This window comes from Mesorhizobium sp. M7A.F.Ca.CA.004.12.1.1 (genome assembly GCF_003997835.1).
GTDB lineage: Bacteria > Pseudomonadota > Alphaproteobacteria > Rhizobiales > Rhizobiaceae > Mesorhizobium.
This window is the reverse complement of sequence record NZ_RZRK01001070.1, coordinates 1-1,672: the sequence shown is the minus strand read 5'-3', so window position 1 is coordinate 1,672 and position 1,672 is coordinate 1. Positions and strand designations below refer to the sequence as shown.

2 protein-coding genes are annotated in these 1,672 nt (G+C 64.5%); one reads left to right on the top strand and one right to left on the bottom strand.

The window, feature by feature from the left end:
* The coding region (locus EN984_RS33680; protein WP_127384308.1) for an MFS transporter at window positions 1-1,326 on the bottom strand (1,326 nt) is incomplete at its 3' end.
* 128 nt (window positions 1,327-1,454) lie between these two features.
* On the opposite strand from EN984_RS33680, the gene EN984_RS33675 reads away from it, so the two are divergent.
* On the top strand, window positions 1,455-1,672 hold a 218-nt coding region (locus EN984_RS33675; RefSeq protein ID WP_127384307.1), incomplete at its 3' end, for a LysR family transcriptional regulator.

The window sequence follows — 1,672 nt, the reverse complement described above, 5'->3', positions numbered from 1 at the left end:
CAGAAGACCAATGCTTTGGTGCTTTTCGGCCGATGCGACGGCGAATATGGCACCCATCAACGAGGCGCCGGTGATCAGCCCGAGATTGCGCGAAAGGTTGAGCAGGCCGGAGACGACGCCGCGCTGGCCGGCACTGATGCCGGCCATGACGGCTGCATTGTTGGATGTCTGGAACAGCGCGTAGCCGATGCAGGTGACGGTGATCGGAACGACATAGCCGGCAATGCCGAGCGTCACCATGGCGAGCGACAGCAGGAACGTGCCTGTCGTGAGGCTGAGCAGGCCGGCGACCATCATCTTGTGGGCGCCGAAGCGATCGGTCAGGCGTCCAGCCACCAGCGCCGACAGGGCCGAGACAAGCGGCCCGGTCGACAGCACGAGGCCGACCATTGCGGCATCGAGCCCAAGTCCTCGCGAAAGATAGAACGGGGCAACCACCAAAGTCGCCATCATTACCGTCGCGACAACGAGGCTCATGGCGAGGCTGGCGCTCAGTTGGAAGTCGCGGAAGCTGGCAAGCTGGATCAAGGGGTTTTTCACACTCGCCTGCGCGGCGGCGAAAAGAAAAACACCGATGCCGGCAGCGACCAGCAGGCCGACGTTGAGCGGTCCGAAATTGCCTCTGCCAAGCGTCATGGCCAGCGCATAGGCGGCCAATGTCAGGGCCAGCAGGGCAGTGCCCATGACATCGAACGTGCCTCGGTCGAGCCGCGCGGTTTTATTGCGTGCCGGCAAGGCACGCCAGGCGAGAGCGAAGGTGAGCACACCCAGCGGGACATTGACGAGGAAGATCGCGCGCCAGCCAAAGCCGGCGATCAAAAGGCCGCCGAGCGAGGGGCCAAGTGTCGTGCCGATCGCGGACATGGCGCCGAGCAGGCCCATGGCGCTGCCAATTCTGTCTTTGGTCACGGTTTCGGCGACAAAGGCCAGCGTCAGCGCCATCATCAGCGCCGCGCCAAGTCCCTGCACGGCGCGTGCGGCGATCAGCAGCCACAGCGTCGGCGCCAGGCCGCAGAGCACCGATGCCGATGTGAACAGCGCGATGCCGCCAAGCAGCAACGGCCGGCGTCCAAACATGTCGGCCAGCCGGCCGGCGCTGACGATCAGTGTGGTGATGGCGAGCAGATAGGCCAGAACAACCCATTGCACGGACTGGAACGTCGCGCCGAAATTCTGCATCAGCGACGGCAGCCCGACGCTGGCAATGCTGGTTCCCAGCGACGACAGCAGCGTGGCGAGCGACAGGCTTGCCAACGCCCAGCCGGCGGATTGCATCCGTGGTGGCGCCGATGTCAGCCCGTCCCGATTTTGCTCAGCGATTGCCACGGCGATCTCCTTCCATCAGTCCCACAACCGGAACTGCTGGAGATCTAGTTCCTTGGCCAATGTGGCGGAAGGCGCAGCATTTGCATCTTATTCGTGCGTTTGGCGCCATATGATGCCATGATCTGCCGATGACATCACCCGATCTCAACTTATTGTTCGCTCTCGACATCCTGCTGACCGAAGGCAGCGTGGCGCGTGCCGCCAGCCGCCTGCGCCTCAGCCCCTCGGCGATGAGCCGGACGCTGGCGCGGCTGCGCGAGGCTACGGGCGATCCGCTGCTGGTTCGCGCCGGTCGCGGCCTGGTGGCGACGCCGCGTGCGGAAGAACTGCGACAACAGGTGGGCCG